Origin of the sequence: Citrobacter sp. wls827 (genome assembly GCF_005280875.1) — a bacterium.
GTDB lineage: Bacteria > Pseudomonadota > Gammaproteobacteria > Enterobacterales > Enterobacteriaceae > Citrobacter > Citrobacter youngae.
Window position 1 is genome coordinate 30,185 of the sequence record NZ_SZWR01000017.1, and the last position, 21,210, is coordinate 51,394.

Annotated in this window: 19 protein-coding genes; 17 read left to right on the plus strand and 2 right to left on the minus strand. The window is 50.4% G+C overall.

Features of this window, described 5'->3' with window-relative positions; genetic code table 11:
• Window positions 1-85: 85 nt before the first annotated feature.
• Together otsB and otsA are read left to right on the plus strand one after the other, a co-directional pair.
• Complete coding sequence (gene otsB / locus FDX03_RS10655) at window positions 86-889, plus strand: trehalose-phosphatase (protein WP_061068092.1); 804 nt, start codon at window positions 86-88, stop codon at window positions 887-889.
• Window positions 864-2,285, plus strand: a complete 1,422-nt coding sequence (otsA, locus tag FDX03_RS10660; protein WP_048211345.1) for an alpha,alpha-trehalose-phosphate synthase — start codon at window positions 864-866, stop codon at window positions 2,283-2,285. Before otsB ends, otsA begins: the two co-directional genes overlap by 26 nt.
• On the opposite strand, the gene uspC is transcribed toward otsA, so the two are convergent.
• Complete coding sequence (uspC, locus tag FDX03_RS10665; RefSeq protein WP_048211346.1) at window positions 2,286-2,714, minus strand: universal stress protein UspC; 429 nt, start codon at window positions 2,712-2,714, stop codon at window positions 2,286-2,288. It abuts the gene before it with no gap.
• Window positions 2,715-3,024: 310 nt separating this feature from the next.
• Here uspC and FDX03_RS10670 point away from each other — a divergent pair, with 310 nt between their 5' ends.
• From FDX03_RS10670 to FDX03_RS10705, 8 genes are all read left to right on the plus strand, one after another.
• Window positions 3,025-3,210, plus strand: a complete 186-nt coding sequence (locus FDX03_RS10670; RefSeq protein ID WP_075551369.1) for a hypothetical protein — start codon at window positions 3,025-3,027, stop codon at window positions 3,208-3,210.
• 298 nt (window positions 3,211-3,508) lie between these two features.
• Window positions 3,509-3,850, plus strand: a complete 342-nt coding sequence (gene flhD / locus FDX03_RS10675; protein ID WP_040232414.1) for a flagellar transcriptional regulator FlhD — start codon at window positions 3,509-3,511, stop codon at window positions 3,848-3,850.
• 2 nt (window positions 3,851-3,852) lie between these two features.
• Window positions 3,853-4,431 carry a flagellar transcriptional regulator FlhC gene (flhC, locus tag FDX03_RS10680; RefSeq protein WP_005127694.1) on the plus strand — a complete coding sequence of 193 codons (579 nt, stop codon included), beginning with the start codon at window positions 3,853-3,855 and terminating at the stop codon, window positions 4,429-4,431.
• A 124-nt stretch (window positions 4,432-4,555) separates the two neighbouring features.
• Window positions 4,556-5,443 (plus strand): flagellar motor stator protein MotA, encoded by an 888-nt coding sequence (gene motA / locus FDX03_RS10685; RefSeq protein ID WP_032939611.1) that lies wholly within the window; start codon window positions 4,556-4,558, stop codon window positions 5,441-5,443.
• Complete coding sequence (gene motB / locus FDX03_RS10690) at window positions 5,440-6,369, plus strand: flagellar motor protein MotB (RefSeq protein ID WP_061068090.1); 930 nt, start codon at window positions 5,440-5,442, stop codon at window positions 6,367-6,369. Before motA ends, motB begins: the two co-directional genes overlap by 4 nt.
• Window positions 6,370-6,373: 4 nt before the next feature.
• Window positions 6,374-8,419, plus strand: coding sequence for a chemotaxis protein CheA (cheA, locus tag FDX03_RS10695; protein WP_101742211.1), 2,046 nt, complete (start codon window positions 6,374-6,376; stop codon window positions 8,417-8,419).
• Between the two features lie 21 nt (window positions 8,420-8,440).
• The gene (gene cheW, locus FDX03_RS10700; RefSeq protein WP_137345907.1) at window positions 8,441-8,944 is read left to right on the plus strand and encodes a chemotaxis protein CheW; all 504 of its coding nucleotides are present in this window, start codon (window positions 8,441-8,443) and stop codon (window positions 8,942-8,944) included.
• Between the two features lie 353 nt (window positions 8,945-9,297).
• Complete coding sequence (locus FDX03_RS10705; RefSeq protein ID WP_137345908.1) at window positions 9,298-12,789, plus strand: autotransporter outer membrane beta-barrel domain-containing protein; 3,492 nt, start codon at window positions 9,298-9,300, stop codon at window positions 12,787-12,789.
• Between the two features lie 110 nt (window positions 12,790-12,899).
• Here FDX03_RS10705 and FDX03_RS10710 read toward each other — a convergent pair whose 3' ends face one another.
• Complete coding sequence (locus FDX03_RS10710) at window positions 12,900-14,171, minus strand: dicarboxylate/amino acid:cation symporter (RefSeq protein WP_048211351.1); 1,272 nt, start codon at window positions 14,169-14,171, stop codon at window positions 12,900-12,902.
• Between the two features lie 407 nt (window positions 14,172-14,578).
• On the opposite strand from FDX03_RS10710, the gene tar reads away from it, so the two are divergent.
• From tar to FDX03_RS23270, 7 genes are all read left to right on the plus strand, one after another.
• A complete protein-coding gene (gene tar, locus FDX03_RS10715) occupies window positions 14,579-16,240 on the plus strand; it encodes a methyl-accepting chemotaxis protein II (RefSeq protein WP_061068087.1) in 1,662 nt (553 codons plus the stop codon).
• Window positions 16,241-16,283: 43 nt separating this feature from the next.
• Window positions 16,284-17,885, plus strand: coding sequence for a methyl-accepting chemotaxis protein IV (gene tap / locus FDX03_RS10720; protein ID WP_137345909.1), 1,602 nt, complete (start codon window positions 16,284-16,286; stop codon window positions 17,883-17,885).
• Window positions 17,886-17,904: 19 nt separating this feature from the next.
• Window positions 17,905-18,771 (plus strand): protein-glutamate O-methyltransferase CheR, encoded by an 867-nt coding sequence (gene cheR, locus FDX03_RS10725; RefSeq protein WP_048211354.1) that lies wholly within the window; start codon window positions 17,905-17,907, stop codon window positions 18,769-18,771.
• Window positions 18,768-19,817, plus strand: coding sequence for a chemotaxis response regulator protein-glutamate methylesterase (locus FDX03_RS10730; protein ID WP_005127683.1), 1,050 nt, complete (start codon window positions 18,768-18,770; stop codon window positions 19,815-19,817). Before cheR ends, FDX03_RS10730 begins: the two co-directional genes overlap by 4 nt.
• A gap of 17 nt (window positions 19,818-19,834) precedes the next feature.
• On the plus strand, window positions 19,835-20,224 hold the full coding sequence (gene cheY / locus FDX03_RS10735) for a chemotaxis response regulator CheY (RefSeq protein ID WP_005127682.1): 390 nt from the start codon (window positions 19,835-19,837) through the stop codon (window positions 20,222-20,224).
• Between the two features lie 10 nt (window positions 20,225-20,234).
• Window positions 20,235-20,879: a protein phosphatase CheZ gene (gene cheZ, locus FDX03_RS10740; RefSeq protein ID WP_040232409.1), complete on the plus strand. Its 645-nt coding sequence runs from the start codon at window positions 20,235-20,237 to the stop codon at window positions 20,877-20,879.
• A 168-nt stretch (window positions 20,880-21,047) separates the two neighbouring features.
• Window positions 21,048-21,210: EscU/YscU/HrcU family type III secretion system export apparatus switch protein (locus FDX03_RS23270; protein ID WP_249357055.1), on the plus strand; the 163-nt coding region annotated here is incomplete at its 3' end.

The window sequence follows — 21,210 nt, forward strand, 5'->3', positions numbered from 1 at the left end:
ACACTGTCTATACTTATACCCGTCATACATCCTATATACGGCGCGATCCGCGCGGCGTACAGACCATGACGAGGAGGAGAATCGGGTGACAGCATCGCTAACCTTACCCCCTGAGCATCCCACAAACTGTGCTTATTTTTTCGATCTCGATGGAACACTGGCTGAAATCAAACCGCATCCTGACCAGGTTGTTGTTCCACAGGCAATTCTGCAGTTATTACATCGCCTGGCCACGCAAAATGCGGGTGCTCTGGCATTGATTTCAGGGCGCTCAATGGCAGAGCTTGACGCACTCACCACCCCTTATCGTTTCCCGCTCGCCGGGGTGCATGGGGCAGAACGCCGTGACATCAATGGTCAAACCCATATTGTGCATCTGCCTGCGGTGGTCGAGCGCGAAGCGGGGGCGTTATTGCATGCGGCGCTGGCGACGTTACCGGGGACAACGCTTGAAACTAAAGGCATGGCTTTCGCTCTGCATTACCGGCAGGCGCCTGAGCATGAGGCCGCGCTGCTGGCGTTGGCGGAACGTATTACCCATATCTGGCCGCAATTGGCATTGCAGCCCGGGAAGTGTGTTGTGGAAATCAAATCACAGGACACCAATAAAGGAGATGCAATTGCGGCATTTATGCAGGAAGCGCCGTTTGTCGGACGGACCCCTGTTTTTGTTGGTGATGATCTGACCGATGAAACAGGTTTTGTCGTGGTCAATCGCGCCGGCGGTATCTCGGTAAAAGTGGGTAGCGGGGAGACTCAGGCGACATGGCGTCTGGCTGCTGTCAGGAACGTCTGGCATTGGCTGGAACAAATCAACTGTCCGCAGCAGGAACAAGAAGCAACGAATGACAGGAGAGGTGGCTATGAGTCGTTTAGTCGTAGTATCTAACCGCATCGCCTCCCCGGATGACAAAGGCAGTGCTGGCGGTCTTGCTGTAGGTGTGCTGGGCGCACTGAAGGCGGCTGGCGGCCTGTGGTTCGGCTGGAGCGGTGATACAGGCAATGAGGAACAACCGTTAAAAAAGGTTACCCGTGGCAACATCACCTGGGCATCGTTTAATCTGAGTGAACAGGATTACGAGGAGTATTACTGCCAGTTTTCGAATGCCGTGTTATGGCCCGCGTTCCATTATCGACTGGACCTGGTACAGTTTCAGCGTAGTGCCTGGGAAGGCTACCAGCGGGTTAATGCCTTACTGGTTGATAAGCTGCTGCCACTGCTTAGCGATGACGATATCATCTGGGTCCACGATTATCACTTGTTACCCTTTGCCTGCGAGCTACGCAAACGTGGTGTGAATAATCGCATCGGTTTTTTTCTGCATATTCCTTTTCCGACACCCGAAATTTTCAATGCGTTGCCGCCACATCAGGCGTTGCTTGAGCAACTGTGCGACTTTGATTTATTGGGCTTTCAAACCGACAACGATCGCCAGGCCTTTCTTGACTGTCTGACGGCGCAAACTCAGGTAACTACGCTCCGCGAGAAACAGCATCTGGCCTGGGGGAAAGCGTTCCGCACGGAAGTTTATCCTATTGGTATTGCACCTGAGGAGATTGCACGGCAAGCATCAGGATCGCTACCGCCGAAACTGGCGCAGTTAAAAGCAGAACTTAAAAATGTGAAAAATATCTTCTCTGTTGAGCGGCTGGATTACTCCAAAGGCCTGCCGGAGCGCTTTCAGGCCTACGAGGCGCTGTTGGAACAGTTTCCCCAGCATCACGGTAAGATTCGTTATACGCAGATAGCACCGACCTCGCGTGAGGAGGTACAGGCTTATCAGGATATTCGTCACCAGTTAGAGACCGAGGCCGGGCGGATCAATGGTAAATACGGGCAACTGGGCTGGACGCCGCTGTACTACCTGAATCAGTATTTTGACCGTAAATTACTGATGAAGGTCTTCCGTTACTCAGATGTTGGACTGGTGACACCACTACGCGATGGCATGAATCTGGTGGCAAAGGAGTATGTCGCCGCACAGGACCCTGCCAACCCCGGCGTCCTGGTGCTCTCGCAGTTTGCCGGGGCTGCGAATGAGTTGACTTCTGCACTCATTGTAAACCCTTATGATCGGGATGATGTTGCAGGCGCATTAAACCAGGCTCTGACGATGTCGCTTGCCGAGCGCATTTCCCGTCATGCGGCAATGCTGCAGACCATCGTTAAAAATGATATCAACAACTGGCAGGCGCGATTTATTTGCGATCTGAAGAACGTCGCATCGCGTCATATAGAAAACCTGTCGCCTGACCCGCAGACAGCCTGCAGCAAACAGGCGTGATTAATCGCCGGCAAGCGGTACCAGCAACACATCAACCTGGCTTGCGCTGACCACGCTTTTCGCTGAGCAGGAGGCTCGCGAAAAGAAACTGTGGTTATGGTTGCCATAAATCACCAGATCAACCGCGTGTTTGCGGCATACATCCAGAATGTGTTCGTTCAATGTCCCATAGGTAATAAACGTGTGCTCAATGGGGTACTGCGCCTCTTTGCTTAACTGATCGATAAAATTATGGGTCTCTTCTTGCATGACTTCCCGCAGATCTTCCAGCATTGGAGCAGCAAACTGGTTATACAGTTCGGGATCTGAAACCAGGGTTATCAGACTAATGCGGGCGTTGACAGGGCGAGCGATTGAAACAGCCTTTGCTAACAGTTGGTGACTTTCGGGGGTGGCGGCAACAGCGACAAGAATGTGCGCATAGCTCATAACTCGCTCCTTTTGTTCATGAATTATGAGAGAACTTTTCAGTTTTGATCGTATAACGCCATACTGCTACGTTTCGTACGGTAATTGTGTGAATGTCATCATGATTATTCATTAATTATTCTTATAAATAGAATAATCACTTCATATAAGCTGCAAATCTGTTCTGATGATTTAAGTTAAACTCATCTCTAATAAAAACAATTTGTTAATAAAAAGTATACATCAATTAACATTTAAACGGTTATCACAGCCCGGTATTAATTAATCAGTCTTAATATTTAAGTCTTTGTTTATAAAGAGTTTAACTGAAATGTCATTTCATATTAAATCTGTGATCCAGCTCGCTATTTCTGCGCGTGATATTAACGTTCGTAAACAGAATACTATTCGCTTTTATTGCAAGATTATTCGTATGGCTGGAATCGAAAAAGATAATGGTGGTTTAAAAAATAGCCAAAATAAAAGCTGTGCTGATGGATTTATGTTAAGTGTTTAGCTTGATTATGTGATCTGCGTCACATATTCTTTAAATTCGCAGCATGGCTACGTTGTATGTGTAACGGGTGGCGGGTAGAGTTGCGTCGAATTAGGAAAAATCTTAGACATTTGTAAGAAATGATGTGAGCTTGTAAGGGACGCGGCATTCTACGAAAGGAATGTTTAGACAACGCGTAAGCGCCATCACGTTGCTATGTATTTGACCTTTTGCTTTTTTTTTACCGGGCCTTCCCGGCGACATCACGGGGTGCGGTTCTGCCGCATGAAAATAATGTTGGTTATTATGGATGCAAATAATGCATACATCCGAGTTGCTGAAACACATTTATGACATCAATTTGTCGTATTTATTGCTAGCACAGCGTTTGATCGTTCAGGACAAAGCGTCTGCAATGTTCCGCTTGGGTATCAGCGAGGAGATGGCAGATACATTGGCAACATTAACACTTCCTCAAATGGTCAAATTGGCTGAAACCAATCAACTGGTATGCCATTTCCGTTTCGACGATCATCAGACTGTAACGCGTTTGACGCAAGATTCCCGTGTTGACGATCTTCAGCAAATTCATACCGGTATTATGCTTTCAACACGCCTGCTTAACGACATCGATGACGCAGCGCGTAAGAAAAGGGCTTGATGATGAGCGAAAAAAGCATTGTTCAGGAAGCGCGTGATATCCAGTTAGCGATGGAATTAATCACATTGGGCGCCCGTTTGCAAATGCTGGAAAGCGAAACGCAATTAAGCCGTGGCCGACTCATCAAGCTGTACAAAGAATTACGCGGTAGTCCTCCGCCAAAAGGGATGCTTCCGTTTTCCACCGACTGGTTTATGACGTGGGAACAAAATATTCATGCATCGATGTTTTGTAATGCATGGCAGTTTCTGCTTAAAACCGGTTTGTGCAGCGGCGTGGATGCCGTGATTAAAGCGTATCGGTTATATCTTGAACAGTGCCCGCAACCAGAAGAAGGGCCATTGTTGGCGCTTACTCGTGCGTGGACCCTTGTCCGTTTTGTTGACAGTGGTTTGCTTGAATTGTCCGCCTGTAACTGCTGCGGCGGAAATTTTATTACCCACGCGCACCAACCCGCAGGTAGCTTTGCCTGCAGTTTATGTCAGCCGCCATCGCGAGCCGTAAAAAGACGTAAACTTTCCCAGAATGCTGCCGATATTATTCCACAACTGCTGGATGAACAGATCGAACAGGCTGTTTAACTGAAACGGTGTGGATAAACACTCCAGCAGCGGTAAGCGATTACCGCTGCTTTTTTTTGTCCTGACCATGAGTTAACTGCCCGACTGCGCATCCTGTCATAGTCAATTGCGAAAGGATGATGTCGTGCTTATCTTATTAGGTTACCTGGTTGTTATTGGTACAGTTTTCGGCGGTTACATGATGACCGGCGGACACCTTGGGGCACTCTATCAACCGGCTGAGCTGGTGATCATCGGTGGCGCAGGTATCGGGGCATTCATCGTTGGCAACAACGGAAAAGCCATCAAGGGGACGATGAAAGCGATCCCGATGCTTTTCCGTCGTTCAAAATACACCAAAGCGATGTATATGGATCTGCTGGCGCTGCTGTATCGCCTGATGGCCAAGTCACGTCAGCAGGGCATGTTTTCGCTTGAGCGCGATATCGAAAACCCCAAAGAGAGTGAAATCTTCGCCAGCTATCCACGCATTCTTGCGGATGCGGTGATGCTTGATTTTATTGTTGATTATCTGCGTCTGATTATCAGCGGCAACATGAACACGTTTGAAATTGAAGCGTTGATGGACGAAGAAATTGAGACTCACGAAAGTGAAGCTGAAGTCCCGGCCAATAGCCTGGCGATGGTCGGTGACTCATTACCGGCGTTCGGGATCGTGGCAGCCGTTATGGGGGTTGTTCACGCTCTGGCTTCTGCTGACCGTCCGGCGGCTGAACTGGGTTCATTGATTGCGCATGCGATGGTAGGGACATTCCTCGGGATTTTACTGGCCTATGGATTTATTTCCCCACTCGCCAGCGTCCTGCGACAGAAGAGTGCTGAAACCACCAAGATGATGCAGTGTGTGAAGATAACTCTGCTCTCCAATCTGAATGGCTACGCGCCACCGATTGCGGTCGAGTTTGGTCGTAAGACGCTCTATTCCAGCGAACGTCCTTCGTTCATCGAACTGGAAGAGCATGTTCGTGCGGTGAGGAATCCAGCAGCGCAACAGACGACCGAGGACGCATGAAAAATCAGGCCCATCCCATTATCGTCGTAAAGCGACGCAAACATAAAAATCACGGTGGTGGGGCGCATGGTTCGTGGAAAATTGCCTACGCCGATTTTATGACCGCGATGATGGCCTTCTTTCTGGTGATGTGGCTTATTTCCATCTCCAGCCCTAAAGAACTGATTCAAATTGCCGAATATTTCCGTACTCCGCTGGCCACTGCGGTGACGGGCGGAAATCGGATCTCGAATAGCCAAAGTCCAATTCCTGGTGGGGGTGATGATTACACCCAGCAGCAGGGGGAAGTGAATAAGCAGCCCAACATTGATGATCTGAGAAAGCGCATGGAGCAAAGTCGCTTGAGCAAGCTACGTGGCGATCTTGATCAACTGATTGAATCCGATCCTAAGCTGCGTGCACTACGCCCACATCTGAAAATTGATTTGGTCCAGGAAGGGCTGCGGATACAGATTATCGACAGTCAGAACCGCCCGATGTTTAAAACCGGAAGCGCAGAGGTTGAACCTTACATGCGTGATATTTTGCGGGCGATTGCGCCGGTGCTGAATGGGATCCCAAACCGTATCAGTCTTTCTGGTCATACGGATGATTATCCCTATGCCAACGGTGAGAAGGGATATAGCAACTGGGAACTGTCTGCCGATCGCGCCAATGCATCGCGTCGCGAGTTGGTCAGCGGCGGACTGGATGATGGAAAAGTATTACGGGTGGTAGGTATGGCCGCCACGATGCGTCTGAGCGATCGCGGTCCTGAGGACGCCATCAACCGCCGTATAAGCCTGCTGGTTCTGAATAAGCAGGCCGAAGAGGCCATTTTGCATGAAAACGCTGAAAGCCAGAATGAGCCGGTAAGTGTCTTACAACAGCCAGTGGCGATGCCGCCGGCAAGCGTTCCCACATCGCCACCAGCCAATCCGAGGTGATAGCGTGAGCATGGATATTAGCGATTTTTATCAGACATTTTTTGATGAAGCTGACGAACTGTTGGCTGACATGGAGCAACACCTGCTGGATTTGGTGCCTGAAGCCCCGGACTCCGAACAGCTGAATGCCATTTTTCGTGCAGCGCACTCGATTAAAGGCGGGGCGGGCACTTTCGGCTTTACCATTTTGCAGGAAACGACCCATCTGATGGAAAACCTGCTGGATGAAGCGCGGCGTGGCGAGATGCAGCTCAATGCCGACATTATCAACCTGTTTTTGGAAACGAAAGATATTATGCAGGAACAGCTCGACGCCTATAAAAACTCAGAGGAGCCAGATGCCGCCAGCTTTGAGTACATTTGTAATGCGTTACGACAGTTAGCGCTCGAAGCAAAAGGTGAAACCGCGCCCGCGGTGGTCAATAGCGCCAAACTGAGCGTTGTTGATAGCACGGCGATACCAGACGAGGTGGTTGCACAAGCCGCCCCTGTCACTGAAGAGATCAAAAAGCGGATCATTCTCTCGCGCCTGAAAGCCAGTGAAGTCGATTTACTGGAAGAGGAACTGGGGAATCTGGCGACCTTAAGCGATGTGGTCAAAGGTGCCGATACGCTGTCGGCAACGATCGACGGTAGCCTCGCTGAAGATGACATTATTGCTGTGCTCTGCTTCGTCATTGAAGCGGATCAGATTGAGTTCGAAACTATCACTGTCGCGCCGACTGTTGCAGAAACGCCAGCTGTCGCGGATGTCGTCGAACCACAGCCGCTACCGGTTGCTGCGCCTGCGCCGGTGGTCAAAGCGACCGCCAACGAAGCGCCGCATGGACGGGCAGAGCGTGAGAAACCAGCCCGCGCCAGCGAGTCGACCAGCATCCGCGTGGCGGTTGAGAAGGTCGATCAACTGATTAACCTGGTGGGTGAACTGGTCATCACACAGTCAATGCTGGCTCAGCGCTCTAATGAACTGGATCCCGTCAATCATGGTGATCTCATCACCAGCATGGGTCAGTTACAACGTAACGCCCGCGACTTACAAGAGTCGGTGATGTCGATTCGTATGATGCCAATGGAGTATGTGTTCAGCCGTTTCCCACGTCTGGTGCGCGATCTGGCCGGTAAGCTGGGTAAACAGGTCGAACTGACGCAGGTGGGGAGCTCAACCGAACTCGATAAGAGCCTGATTGAACGCATCATTGATCCATTAACGCACCTGGTACGTAACAGCCTCGATCACGGTATTGAATTGCCGGAAAAACGCATCGAATCCGGGAAAAGCCCGATTGGTAATCTGACACTTTCTGCCGAACACCAGGGCGGGAATATTTGTATCGAAGTGACTGATGATGGCGCGGGTCTGAACCGCGAACGTATCCTGGCGAAGGCTATTTCCCAGGGGATGCCGATCCACGAAAATATGAGCGATGACGAAGTCGGCATGCTGATCTTCGCCCCGGGATTCTCGACCGCCGAGCAGGTGACGGATGTTTCCGGGCGCGGTGTCGGTATGGATGTGGTGAAGCGAAATATCCAGGAGATGGGCGGTCATGTTGAGATCCAGTCAAAACAGGGTCAGGGCACAACCATCCGTATCTTACTGCCGCTGACGCTCGCTATCCTTGATGGCATGTCCGTTCGTGTAGCCGATGAAGTGTTTATCCTGCCGCTGAATGCGGTGATGGAATCTCTGCAACCCCGTGAAGAAGATCTCCATCCGCTGGCCGGCGGAGAGCGCGTTCTGGAAGTGCGTGGTGAGTATTTACCGCTGGTTGAGTTGTGGAAAGTCTTTGAAGTTGAAGGTGCAAAAACCGAAGCAACTCAGGGTATTGTAGTGATTTTACAAAGTGCAGGGCGTCGCTACGCGTTGCTGGTCGATCAGCTAATTGGTCAACACCAGGTGGTGGTAAAAAACCTGGAGAGCAACTACCGCAAAGTGCCAGGCATTTCCGCAGCAACGATCCTCGGCGACGGTAGCGTCGCGCTGATTGTCGATGTCTCTGCATTGCAGGGGTTAAACCGCGAACAACGTGTGGCAATCACAGCCGCCTGATTGAGTAAGAAAGGGAAGAATATGACCGGTATGAGTAATGTAACTAAACTGGCCGGCGAACCGTCAGGTCAGGAATTCCTCGTGTTTACGCTGGGGGATGAAGAGTACGGTATCGATATCCTGAAAGTGCAGGAAATCCGCGGCTACGATCAGGTTACGCGTATTGCCAATACGCCAGCCTTTATTAAAGGTGTGACTAACCTGCGCGGCGTGATTGTGCCGATTGTTGATCTGCGTGTGAAATTCAGCCAGAGCGATGTGGATTACAACGAGAACACCGTGGTGATTGTGCTGAATCTGGGACAACGGGTGGTTGGGATTGTCGTGGATGGCGTATCCGATGTGCTGTCGCTGACGATCGATCAAATCCGACCGGCACCGGAATTCGCGGTTACGCTGTCAACGGAATATCTGACGGGACTGGGCGCGTTGGGAGACCGGATGCTGATTCTGGTTAACATTGAGAAATTGCTGAACAGCGAAGAGATGGCGCTATTGGATATCGCGGCTTCGCATATGGCATAAAAGTAGTCAATATTATCATTCTTTGTAATATTTAGCTGGCAGTTATTAAACGCCCTCCACAATATGGAGGGCGTTTTGCTTTTAATTTTATGTGTAGGGAAGCCAGGTAATAATGGTTGTTTTATTTTGATTTTGAATGTTTATATTTATCTTATTCACTTGGTTTATTTTTATTTTTTTCTTTAATTAAAACTGGCGAATCTTTATAGTATCTGTCGTTTGTGGGTACATATAATACAATCTACAAGTGCAATATATAAATAATTTATATTTTGGAATAATTTATATTGCTAATGAATATGTAATGAAGTTGTGCCTCCTGATTTTTTCTATTGGCGTAGAGGGAACTAAATGTGAATGCTATATATAATATAGTCTGGAGTACGGCGCGTAATATGTTTGTGGTCGCTGGTGAGTTTTCCCGCGGTAATAATGGAATGCGTAATAGCATCAGGGTAACAGGTCTGGCAACATTAATATGCAGTGCTGCTGTCAATGCTACCGGGTTAGGCCCACAAAACGGTGCATCAATTATTTTGAATGATAATGAAGTCGTTACGGCGAGTGGACAAACAAATACCACGGGTGTTGAGAGCATCACTACCGGCGGTGATGGCTTACAGATTAAAGGAAAAGCAACTATCAACGTATCGGGTGAAACTTTGTCTACCGGGGTTTCACTGGATAATGGCACCAAAAATGATTTAGGCACGAATACCGAAATCCATGTCGTCGATACGGATGGCACACAAAATTCAAGTAAAAATACCACCGGAATTTTGATTTCAGGTAATAACCCGGGTACAGAAGTAACAGCATCCGGTATTAATATTGATGTTTCGGGTAAAAATAATGTTTATGGATTTAAAAATATAGGCAAAGACAGTAACGTCGATCTTGGTAGTGGAAGTTCTATTACAGCCATAACTGAAACTGATTATAGTATTGGTGGGATAGGTGATGCCCGCGGTGTCTATTTATTAGGCGGTAGTGGTACTTTCACCATGGATAATGGTTTTATCCATGCTACAAGTATAGATAACACTGCGTGGGGGATTCAAAGTACGGGTAATGCTAAAATTGATTTAGGTAAAAATAGCCAGGTGGTTGTAGAGGGCAATAATATTGCAACCGGTATTGAGATAGGTACTGATGGCGTATTAGATGCCGATCAACTCACTGTCACTGCAACAGGACTGGCAACAGATTATGGTTCTGTGACAGGTTTAAAGCTGGGTAAAAATAATCATGTTGATTTGGGAGATAACAGCAGAGTAACCATCAATGGTGCCTCCGATCTTGCTGAAGGCATCTACGTTATGGGGCCCGATGCTACGTTAATCGCCAATAATATGGATATTAATATCAGTACGACTCTGGATTGCCGTACAGGGGGGTGTACCACGCGTGGCATCGCTATTAATGGGGCCGGATCACGCATTGATTTGGGCAGCGGATCGACCATCTCAATCACCGGGTTCTATGATGGGGCTGGAGTAACGATAAACCCCGCGGCAAAAGGTTCTGAATTTATTGCTGATAATCTGACGATTGATGTGACTGGGACGCAGGTAAGTGCAATATCAATGAGCACAGGTTTTATGGATTTAGGCCAAAACAGCATCATAAGCGCAGCCGGAGGGGCGACGACCCTCTGGGTGACGGGGGGCGAATTCCACGCGGACGCGCTTACCGTCAATACCGCTCAGTCTGTGGGCATCATTGCGCAGGGGGGCGATGTGATGATTGGCGCAGGCAGCGTTGTTGACGGCAGAAGTTCTGCCATGTCGGGCTCTGCGACCAGCGGTATCGCTGCGACCTCCGGGAGTACTCTTGATTTTAAAGGGGATGCCGACAATCGAAATGTTATTTACGCGATCGATGGTTATGGCGTGTCATCCCAGTTCTACGGCGCAACGGTTAATATCGCGAATACCGATATTCTCATGAGTGGGCAAAATAACCCTTACGGGCTTTGGGCGATAGGAAGTAATAATTTAAACCGTCCGGGAATAATTAATGGTGAAAACCTGACCATTGATGTGACAGCGAGTGGGGCAAATGGTTATGGCGCGGTGGTTCAGCAGGGCGGGGCAATATCGCTGACCGGTGACACTACCATTAAAACCCAGGATGGTGTCGCTATTCTTGTTCCTGTTGTTACCGACAGTGCGGGAAATCTCTTACCCGGCGGGACCGTGACCGGTTCAGGTGTAATGGATATTACGGGCGATATCATTAGCGCGGGTGAAGGCAGTATTTCACTGGATATGGCGTCTGGTTCGCGGTTGGTGGGGGCGACGTTTGTTAACACCGATCCGACGGTAGACTCCTCGCTGAATCTCTCACTGGCTGAACAGACGCAATGGACAATTACCGGTGATTCTTCTTTAACTCAATTAAATAATGCCGGAGATATTGTATTTGATACTCCTTCACAGAACGGACAATTTAAAACGCTGACGATTAATGGGAATTATCATGGCGATAACAGTCATCTTTATCTGAACACGCAGTTAGGGGATGACAATTCACCGACGGATAAAGTGATTATCACTGGTGATACATCCGGTAGCACGACGCTCTATGTCAATAACATCGGGGGGGAAGGGGCGTTAACAACAAAAGGTATTGAAGTGATTGATGTCGGCGGTCAGTCTGATGGCGTTTTTACTCAGGGTAATCAGGTGCAGACAGGTTTGTATGAATACCGATTGTATGAAGACGGCGGTGACTGGTATTTGCGTTCGCAGGCTGTCCCGCCGGTAGATCCGGATGATGGCGACGATGTTACACCGGTAGACCCGGATGATGGCGACGATGTGCCGGTATACCCGGACGATGGCGGTGATGTTACGCCGGTATACCCGGACGATGGTGGTGATAGTAAACCGGTAGATCCGCAATATCGGGCTGATATTGGCGCTTATCTGGGCAACCAGTGGATGGCGCGTAATCTGCAAATGCAGACCCTTTATGACCGCGAAGGGAGTCAATTACGTACCGATGATGGCAGTATGTGGATGCGCTTTAAAGCAGGTGATGCGTCGTCAACAGCGGCAGACGGTCATGTGGATATTGACAACACTTACTCGCAACTGCAAATCGGTGGTGATGTGCTTAGCTGGGATAATGGCGAGCAGAGCCTGAAGGCGGGACTGATGGTGAGTTACATTAACGCCGACACGGACAGTACAGGCAACCGTGGTGCTGATGGGAGCCGGTTCTCTGCCAGTGGTAACGTAGCCGGTTATAATCTCGGCGCTTATGCCACCTGGTTTGCGGATGCGAAGAATCACAGCGGGCTGTATGTGGATAGCTGGTACCAGTACGGCCTCTACAATAACAGCGTCGATAACGGCGATGTCGGGTCAACAGATTATGATTCGGCGGCCAGCGCGGCCTCCTTGGAAACGGGCTATCGGTACGACATCGGACTTGAAAACCTGAATACTGTCAGCCTGACGCCACAGGCTCAGGTGACATGGCAACAATATAAAGCGGACGCGGTTGTGCAGAATGGAACGCGTATTGACGGACAAAACGGTGACAGCTGGACCACGCGCCTCGGACTGCGGGTAGATGGCAAGCTGCACAAGAATACGACGTCGGTTATCCAGCCGTTTGCGGAGGTAAACTGGTTACACACCAGCGATGATGTTGGCGTAGCATTTGATGGTGCTGAGGTGAAGCAGGATCTTCCGGCAGATCGCGCCGAGATGAAAGTGGGTATCCAGGCGAATCTGAATAGCCAGTGGAGTATCACTGGACAAGTGGCGGGTCAAAAAGGACGTAATGACTATGGCGATCTCAGCGGTAGTTTGCTCGTACGTTACAGCTGGTAATTGATGTAAATTATCATCCAGGTGTTGTTGAAATACCCCAGCCTGTGGCTGGGGTAATCTTTGTTGATTTGCTGCTCTTGTTTACTTAGCTCGCTCTTGTCTTAAAAAAGTTAAGCCTTAATCTCTTCTGTGATGTTTTCTGAAGACTCGCTTTCTTCCAGTAAACCTTCATCCTGTGCCAGCATCGCCGTTGCAATCCCGTTACCTAATACGTTGATTGCTGAACGTCCCATATCCAGGAAGTGGTCAATACCCATCAGTAGCAGAATTCCGGCAACCGGAATATTAAAGCTTGGGATGGTTGCCGCCAGCACCACCAGCGCTGAACGCGGCACACCGGCTATCCCTTTTGACGCCAGCATCAATGTCAGCATCAGCACGGTAATTTCCGCGAAGGAAAGGTGGATATTATAAGCCTGTGCGATAAACATGGAGGCGAACGAGCAGTAGACCATGGAACCCACCAGGTTAAACGAATAACCGATAGGCAGTACAAATGACACGATATTGGGCGAGCAACCAAATTTGGTTAATTGCTCCAGCGTTTTCGGATAAGCGGCTTCGGAGCTGCTGGTGGTGAAGGCAACCAGAACCGGGTCTTTGAGCATACTGACCAGGCGGAATACCTCTTTTTTCAGCATCATATAACCCACGGCCAGCAGGACCAGACAGGTCAGTAAAATCGCCACATAATAACCACCAATGAACGATGCGTAGTTGAGCAGGATCCCCAGGCCCTGGGTGGAGATAACGGAAGAGATAGCGGCAAAAATAGCCAGCGGCGCAACATACATCACGTAGCCGGTCACCTTCAGCATAATGTGGGAGACCACATCCAGCGCAGCAACCAGCGGTGCGTTAAATTTTTCGCCGAGCGAAGCACCACCGATTCCGAAGAACATCGAGAATACGACGATTTGCAGGATCTCATTATTCGCCATCGCTTCGGCGATGCTGGTGGGAATGGTATGCGTCAGAAAACCTTTCAGGCTCATACCACCAACGGCCAGGCCGGTATCAGTGGCTTCCAGCGGGATCGCCAGGTTCAGACCGCTGCCGGGTTGTTCGAGGGAGACCACAAACAGGCCGACCAGAATAGACAGAATAGAAGAGCTGATAAACCAGATCATCGCTTTGCCGCCCACGCGCCCGATGGTTGAGGTTTCGCCCAGGCGCATAATACCCACGGTCAGGGTACTGAATACTAAAGGTGCAATTACCATCTTAATCAGGCGCAAAAAGATGTCGGTGAGCAGCGTAATATTATCGGCCCAGGCGGTAACGACGCCGGGGGAGGCATAAGAGTGGATCACCGCACCCGACAGGATCCCCGCCAGCATGAAGATCACAATAAACAACGTGAGTTTGTTTGCATTTGCCACTAAAAAGCCCTCAGTAAGGATTTAACATTTATTGTTCTGTTACTCATTTTTTATACTTATTAAGTGGTAACGAAATATTCATCATATAAATTGGATTAAAGCGTAAGCAGATACAACTTTTTTTAATTTTTTATCCATTTTGTTGTGGTATTTGGCGAGTGGTTATGTGATCGGTGTCACACGAAAAAGGAGCGGAGAATACAAATAGCGGCAAAATCAGGCGAGTTGAAAATGTTATTTGCATGATAATTATGATGTTTTTATGTAAATGAGTTGTGGTTTCTGTGCCTCCGGCTTTCCCTCCACCCACCGGGCCTTGCTTTCCTGATGGATTTCCTTTTTGCAAACGTAAAGTTATCTCAGTGAATGCCGATAATGTTGATAACTCGTTTTCAGGAAGGTGCCTTATGTTTAACCGTATCCGCGTTGTCACAATGCTGATGATGGTGCTGGGGGTTTTCGCACTGCTACAGCTTGTTTCCGGTGGTCTGTTGTTTTCTTCATTGCAGCAGAATCAGCAAAGTTTTGTTATTTCTAACGATCTTCGACAGCAGCAAAGCGAACTCACCTCAACATGGGATCTGATGCTGCAAACACGCATCAATTTGAGTCGTTCCTCTGCGCGCATGATGATGGATGCGTCCAACCAGCAAAGCAGCGCGAAAAACGATCTGCTGAAGAATGCGAAAGCGTCATTGGCGCAAGCAGAAGCGCATTACGCTAATTTCAAAAAAATCACGCCGTTGCCTGATATGACGGATGCCAGTGGTAACGTCGATGAAAAATATCAGCAGTACCATGCGGCCCTGGTGGAGCTCATCCAGTTCCTTGAAAACGGCAACATGGATGCCTATTTCGCACAGCCAACTCAGGGCATGCAAAATGCCCTCGGCGCAGCGTTAGGTAAATATGCAGATGTTAGCGAGAAACTCTACCGCCAGGCCTTTGATCAAAGTGCAAGCGATTACCATTTTGCCCAATGGCAACTCGGCATTCTGGCTGTAGTTCTGGTACTGATTCTGGTGGTGGTGTGGTATGGCATTCGTCATGCCTTGCTAAACCCTTTGTCTCGCGTCATTGCGCATATCCGTGAAATTGCCAGCGGTAACTTAACCGCAACTCTGGCTGTCAGCGGTCGTAATGAAATTGGCGAGCTGGCCAGCACGGTCGATCATATGCAGCGTTCGCTAACCGAAACGGTAACCCTGGTGCGCGAAGGTTCGGATGCGATTTATTCCGGTACCAGTGAAATTGCCAGCGGTAACACCGATCTTTCATCCCGTACTGAACAACAGGCTTCCGCGTTGGAAGAAACCGCAGCCAGCATGGAACAGTTGACGGCTACCGTGAAGCAAAATGCGGACAATGCGCGTCAGGCCTCGCAACTGGCGAAAAGCGCCTCCGATACCGCGCAACATGGCGGCAAAGTGGTTGATAGCGTGGTGAATACCATGCACGAAATCGCCGATAGTTCGAAGAAAATTGCCGACATTATTAGCGTTATTGATGGCATTGCATTCCAGACAAACATTCTTGCGCTGAATGCGGCGGTAGAAGCTGCGCGTGCCGGTGAACAAGGCCGTGGTTTTGCCGTCGTTGCCGGTGAAGTGCGTAACCTGGCGAGCCGCAGTGCGCAGGCAGCAAAAGAGATTAAAGCGCTAATTGAGGATTCTGTATCGCGGGTTGATACCGGTTCTGTATTGGTAGAAAGCGCCGGGGAAACCATGCATGACATCGTTAATGCGGTCACGCGTGTGACTGACATCATGGGGGAAATCGCCTCGGCATCCGATGAACAAAGTCGAGGGATAGATCAGGTTGCGCTCGCCGTGTCTGAAATGGACCGGGTTACGCAACAGAACGCCTCGCTGGTGCAGGAGTCGGCCGCTGCCGCTGCCGCACTTGAGGAGCAGGCCAGTCGCCTGACCCAGTCGGTGTCGACATTCCGCCTCGCGTCACGTCCTTCATCATCAAAGACACGAGATACACGACTACCTGCGACAGCGACTCCGGCGTCACAACCGCGCCAGCTAGCCACCGAACAAGATACGCATTGGGAAACATTTTGACTGACAGCTAAACCGCGGCCCGCGCCGCCTGATGGGAGCGTTGATGTTTAATCGTATTCGAATTTCGACCACGCTGTTTTTGATTTTAATCCTCTGCGGTGTTTTGCAGATTGGCAGTAATGGCTTGTCCTTCTGGGCATTTCGGGATGGTTTTCAGAACCTGAACCAGGTCGAACAGAGTAATCAGCAACGCGCTGCGCTGGCGCAAACCCGCGCTGTGTTATTACAGGCCAGTACTGCGCTTAATAAAGCAGGCACGTTGACGGCTCTGAGCTATCCGCCAGAGGATATCAAAGCGCTGATGACGATTGCACAGGACAGCCTGGCCCAGTCCGAATCGATATTTAAACGCTTTATGGCGACGACAGAGACGGCAGAAGAGGGGAAGGCGCTGCAAAGCGCAACCGAGAAAAGTTTCAGTCAATGGCATAGCGATCTGGTTCACCAGGCAACCTGGCTGGAAAATAATCAGCTGTCAGATTTTTTGACCGCCCCGGTGCAGGCTTCACAGGATGCCTTTGATGCAAACTTTACGGCGTGGCAAAACAACATCAACCAGGTATTGCAAAAAGCAGAGGATCACAGCCAGCGTAGTTACCATATGTCCGGGGGGATTTTCGCCACCGTGCTGGTACTGGCGGCGCTATTAACGACTGCAGCGCTGTACTGGTCGCGCAAAATGATTGTACAGCCGCTGGCTATCATCGGTAGCCATTTCGACAGTATTGCGGCGGGTAATTTGGCGCGACCGATAGCGGTTTATGGGCGTAATGAGATTTCAGCCATTTTTGCCAGCCTGAAAGCGATGCAACAGGCACTGCGTGAGACGGTCAGTGAGGTACGCCAGGGGAGCTCGGCAATGCATACCGGGATCTCGGAAATCGCGATGGGTAATAACGACCTGTCCTCGCGAACTGAAGAGCAGGCGGCATCGCTGGCGCAAACGGCAGCCAGTATGGAACAGCTTACCGCTACCGTGGGGCAAAATGCGGATAACGCGCGACAAGCCTCAGGCATTGCCAAAAGTGCGGCCGACACGGCGCATAAAGGAGGGGAACAGACGGCTAAGGTTGCCAGCACTATGCATGAGATTTCTGCCAGCTCGCAGAAGATAGGTGACATCACCAGTGTGATTGACAGCATCGCCTTCCAGACCAACATCCTGGCGTTAAACGCTGCGGTAGAAGCTGCCCGTGCCGGTGAGCAGGGGCGCGGTTTCGCCGTGGTCGCCGGAGAGGTCCGTAATCTGGCAAGCCGTAGCGCACAGGCAGCGAAAGAAATTAAAGGACTGATCGAAGAGTCCGTCACCCGCGTTCACCAGGGATCGCAACTGGTGGATATGGCGGCGCGCACGATGACAGAGATTGTTAGCTCGGTTACCCGGGTTAACGACATCATGGGGGAGATTGCCTCGGCCTCCGATGAACAACGCAGAGGCATTGAGCAGGTGGCGCAAGCCGTCAGCCAGATGGATTCCGTCACACAGCAGAACGCCGGGCTGGTGGAAGAAGCGGCAGCCGCCACTGAGCAGTTAGCTACCCAGGCAGATAATCTTTCCGCCTGTGTCGCGTTTTTTAAAATTGAAGAACAAACCGTAACACAACAAGAATTGGCGCAGCCGCAGGTTGTGCCCGTTGTATCCTGAATGTGATTGAGAAGGCGCTATGACATCATCTCTGCCCTCCGGGCAAACGTCATTATTGTTACAGATGACACAGCGCCTCGCGCTGTCTGACGCGCATTTTCGTCGGATATGTCAATTAATCTACCAGCGCGCGGGGATCGTGCTGGCCGACCACAAGCGGGACATGGTCTATAACCGCCTGGTTCGCCGGTTGCGTACCCTGGGACTGGATGATTTTGGTCGCTATCTCAGTATGCTGGAAGCCAACCAGAACAGTGCTGAGTGGCAGGCTTTTATTAACTCCCTGACCACCAATCTGACCGCTTTTTTTCGCGAAGGGCATCACTTTCCTGTGCTGTCTGACCACGCCCGTCGACACAGCGGTGAATATCGCGTCTGGAGCGCGGCAGCGTCTACCGGAGAAGAACCTTACAGTATTGCGATTACGCTGGCCGATACCCTGGGTATGGCGCCGGGTCGCTGGCGTGTTTTTGCGAGCGACATTGATACTGAGGTGTTGGAAAAGGCAAGAAGCGGTATTTACCGTCTTGACGAGCTAAAGACGTTGTCGCCACAACAGTTGCAGCGTTATTTCATGCGCGGTACCGGGCCTCATGAAGGGCTGGTGCGCGTACGGCAGGAACTGGCAAGCCATGTTGAGTTTTCCAGCGTGAATTTACTGGACAAAAAATACAACGTGCCAGGCCCGTTCGACGCCATTTTCTGTCGTAACGTCATGATCTATTTTGACAAAACGACTCAGCAGGACATTTTGCACCGTTTTGTTCCACTCCTTAAACCTGACGGACTGCTGTTTGCAGGTCATTCAGAAAACTTTAGCAACCTCGTGCGCGAGTTTAGCCTGCGCGGGCAGACGGTGTATGCGCTAGGTAAGGATAAAGCATGAGTAAAATCAGGGTATTGTCGGTTGATGATTCTGCATTGATGCGTCAAATCATGACCGAGATTATTAACAGCCACAGCGATATGGAGATGGTTGCGACGGCGCCTGATCCTTTGGTTGCGCGGGATCTCATCAAAAAATTTAATCCCGACGTTCTGACGCTGGATGTTGAAATGCCGCGCATGGACGGCCTCGATTTTCTTGAAAAGTTGATGCGTCTGCGTCCGATGCCCGTGGTGATGGTCTCTTCACTGACTGGCAAAGGGTCTGAGGTCACGCTGCGGGCCCTGGAGTTGGGGGCAATTGACTTTGTCACCAAACCTCAGTTGGGGATCCGCGAAGGAATGCTGGCGTATAGCGAGATGATTGCGGAGAAAATCCGCACTGCATCGCGCGCAAAACTGGCCGCCCACAAACCCACGGCAGCGCCAGCGACCTTGAAAGCAGGACCGTTACTCAGTTCGGAAAAACTGCTGGTTATCGGCGCATCAACCGGAGGAACAGAGGCAATTCGTCATGTACTCCAGCCATTGCCGCTTTCAAGTCCCGGTATTCTTATTACCCAGCATATGCCGCCAGGATTTACCCGTTCGTTCGCCGAACGTCTGAACAAACTGTGTCAGATAACCGTGAAAGAGGCTGAAGACGGAGAACGTGTGCTTCCTGGGCATGCGTATATCGCGCCTGGCGACAAGCATATGGAACTGGCGCGTAGCGGGGCGAACTACCAGATCAAAATTCATGATGGCCCGCCGGTTAACCGGCATCGGCCTTCAGTGGATGTGCTGTTCCATTCGGTGGCGAAACATGCGGGGCGCAATGCCGTCGGGGTGATCCTGACAGGTATGGGCAACGATGGGGCCGCCGGAATGTTAGCGATGAACCAGGCTGGTGCCTGGACCATTGCGCAAAACGAAGCAAGTTGTGTGGTGTTCGGCATGCCGCGCGAGGCCATCAATATGGGTGGCGTAAGCGAAGTGGTCGATCTTAGCCAGGTAAGCCAGCAAATGCTGGCGAAAATCAGTGCCGGACAGGCAATACGTATTTGAATCAGGAGTTTATTTTTATGGCGGATAAAGAGCTTAGGTTTTTGGTTGTGGATGACTTTTCCACCATGCGTCGCATTGTGCGTAACCTGCTGAAAGAACTGGGTTTTAACAACGTTGAAGAAGCTGAAGATGGCGTAGACGCGTTGAACAAACTGCAGGCAGGGGGATTCGGATTTGTGATTTCCGACTGGAACATGCCTAACATGGACGGTCTTGAACTGCTGAAAACCATTCGTGCTGACGGCAGTATGTCTGCCCTGCCGGTGCTGATGGTGACGGCAGAAGCGAAGAAAGAAAACATTATTGCGGCAGCACAAGCGGGTGCCAGTGGTTATGTTGTAAAACCGTTCACCGCGGCGACGCTGGAAGAAAAACTCAATAAGATCTTTGAGAAACTGGGCATGTGAGGATGTGATGATGATGCAACCACAAATTAAACCTGTTGACGAACACTCGGCAGGGGACATCATTGCGCGCATCGGTAGTTTGACCCGAATGCTGCGCGACAGCCTGCGTGAACTGGGGCTGGATCAGGCCATTGCCGAAGCGGCGGAAGCCATTCCTGACGCGCGCGATCGCCTGGACTACGTTGTACAAATGACTGCACAGGCGGCAGAGCGTGCGCTGAACAGCGTAGAAGCTTCACAGCCGCATCAGGATGCCATGGAAAAAGGGGCAAAAGACCTGACCAAACGCTGGGATGAATGGTTCGAAAATCCGATTGAACTGTCCGATGCCCGTGAACTGGTCACTGATACCCGCCAGTTCCTTGGTGATGTCCCCGGTCATACCAGCTTTACCAATGCCCAATTGCTGGACATCATGATGGCGCAGGATTTCCAGGATCTCACCGGTCAGGTTATCAAGCGCATGATGGATGTTATCCAGGAGATTGAGCGTCAACTGCTGATGGTGCTGCTGGAAAACATTCCGGAGCAGGGTGCTCGTCCAAAACGCGAGAACGAAAGCTTGCTGAACGGTCCGCAGGTTGACACTTCTAAAGCCGGCGTAGTGGCAAGCCAGGATCAGGTCGACGACCTGCTGGATAGCCTCGGTTTCTGATGTGTATTTGCCGGATGCGGAAGGAAACTTCTCATCCGGCTTACATGTTATTCATCGGCAATTGGCGTTAAAGCCATAAATCCCGTCTTTTTTACCGCTTACTCTTCCCATTGTTGCATGGCTGTTCTGGCATCATTCACGCCTATATCTCTATCCAGGGTCTGATGCGTGGCAGAAGAAAGCGACGACGACAAAACAGAAGCCCCCACACCCCACCGACTTGAAAAAGCACGGGAAGAAGGGCAGATACCCCGATCCAAGGAGCTAACCTCACTGCTTATTTTGCTGGTGGGCGTGTGCATTATCTGGATTGGCGGGGAGTCGCTCGCCC

Coding starts and splice junctions, on each gene's coding strand:
- cheZ (WP_040232409.1), top strand. CDS start 20,235: ATGATGCAACCACAAATTAAACCTGTTGACGAACACTCGGCAGGGGAC.
- uspC (WP_048211346.1), bottom strand. CDS start 2,714: ATGAGCTATGCGCACATTCTTGTCGCTGTTGCCGCCACCCCCGAAAGT.
- FDX03_RS10730 (WP_005127683.1), top strand. CDS start 18,768: ATGAGTAAAATCAGGGTATTGTCGGTTGATGATTCTGCATTGATGCGT.
- cheW (WP_137345907.1), top strand. CDS start 8,441: ATGACCGGTATGAGTAATGTAACTAAACTGGCCGGCGAACCGTCAGGT.
- FDX03_RS10670 (WP_075551369.1), top strand. CDS start 3,025: ATGTCATTTCATATTAAATCTGTGATCCAGCTCGCTATTTCTGCGCGT.
- tap (WP_137345909.1), top strand. CDS start 16,284: ATGTTTAATCGTATTCGAATTTCGACCACGCTGTTTTTGATTTTAATC.
- tar (WP_061068087.1), top strand. CDS start 14,579: ATGTTTAACCGTATCCGCGTTGTCACAATGCTGATGATGGTGCTGGGG.
- otsA (WP_048211345.1), top strand. CDS start 864: ATGAGTCGTTTAGTCGTAGTATCTAACCGCATCGCCTCCCCGGATGAC.
- flhC (WP_005127694.1), top strand. CDS start 3,853: ATGAGCGAAAAAAGCATTGTTCAGGAAGCGCGTGATATCCAGTTAGCG.
- flhD (WP_040232414.1), top strand. CDS start 3,509: ATGCATACATCCGAGTTGCTGAAACACATTTATGACATCAATTTGTCG.
- motB (WP_061068090.1), top strand. CDS start 5,440: ATGAAAAATCAGGCCCATCCCATTATCGTCGTAAAGCGACGCAAACAT.
- cheR (WP_048211354.1), top strand. CDS start 17,905: ATGACATCATCTCTGCCCTCCGGGCAAACGTCATTATTGTTACAGATG.
- cheY (WP_005127682.1), top strand. CDS start 19,835: ATGGCGGATAAAGAGCTTAGGTTTTTGGTTGTGGATGACTTTTCCACC.